Raw genomic sequence first — 776 nt, 5'->3', positions numbered from 1 at the left:
TTGAAGGCCAAATGGATTTATTTGATGATGGTTTTATTATCTAAAATTAACATTTGGAGGAACTTAGTATGAAGGATACTAATATATACAAGATTTCAGACATACAAAAAGCGCATAAATGTAGTTATTCGGAAGCTTTCAAGGCAAGACGGTTATTATTTTTTATTTCTGATAATGCACTTGAATTGGAAGAAATATTAAGAAAAGATGAGCAAGAAGCGCTGTTGAAATTTTGTATAGAATACGCAAAAAAGGATAAGGTTACACAACAAAACTGAGATTTGTGAAAGAAAGGAGAATGACGTGAAATCATATACAGTGATAATTGTTTTTAATGACGGAGTTAGCTTGTCGGTAGACTGTGATGGCTTTCTGTTACGCGAGGGGAGTCATTACACCGTAATGAGAGATAACTATAAGATTATGACAATACCCTTCAGTAGTGTAAAGTATACGAAATTGGTTATCAATGATTGTGAATTGGAGGCATCTGATTGAAAAAGAAAGCAGACAGTAAACAGGTCAAGGCCAATAAGGTATTACGGTTATCAGCTGTAGCGGCTTCCGCGGAATCAGCCATCAAGGAACCGCCACCAGACACATGGTCCGCCAGGATGCCGGCCTATACATATACAGTGGCCTGCCCGGATCCGGAACTGCGGGAGCCACCGAAGGGAGTGAGACGATATTATGACCCGAGCAGAAAGGCGCCGTTTGGAGCGTCAGAACAGAAAGCAGCCTACATACAATCTTTCCAGGGACCAGATGCAGGGGAT

At 40.5% G+C, this 776-nt stretch carries 2 protein-coding genes; both read left to right on the top strand.

Features of this window, described 5'->3' with window-relative positions; genetic code table 11:
- Positions 1-68: 68 nt before the first annotated feature.
- Positions 69-278 carry a hypothetical protein gene (locus CLFS41_RS28625; RefSeq protein ID WP_007859642.1) on the top strand — a complete coding sequence of 70 codons (210 nt, stop codon included), beginning with the start codon at positions 69-71 and terminating at the stop codon, positions 276-278.
- 216 nt (positions 279-494) lie between these two features.
- Positions 495-776, top strand: a 282-nt coding sequence (locus CLFS41_RS28615) for a hypothetical protein (protein ID WP_242856761.1), incomplete at its 3' end; no start/stop codon positions are given.

It is taken from the genome of Clostridium sp. FS41, assembly GCF_000954015.1.
GTDB lineage: Bacteria > Bacillota > Clostridia > Lachnospirales > Lachnospiraceae > Enterocloster > Enterocloster citroniae.
The sequence above is the reverse complement of the archived record's forward strand: the minus strand, read 5'-3'. Positions and strand labels throughout refer to the sequence as shown.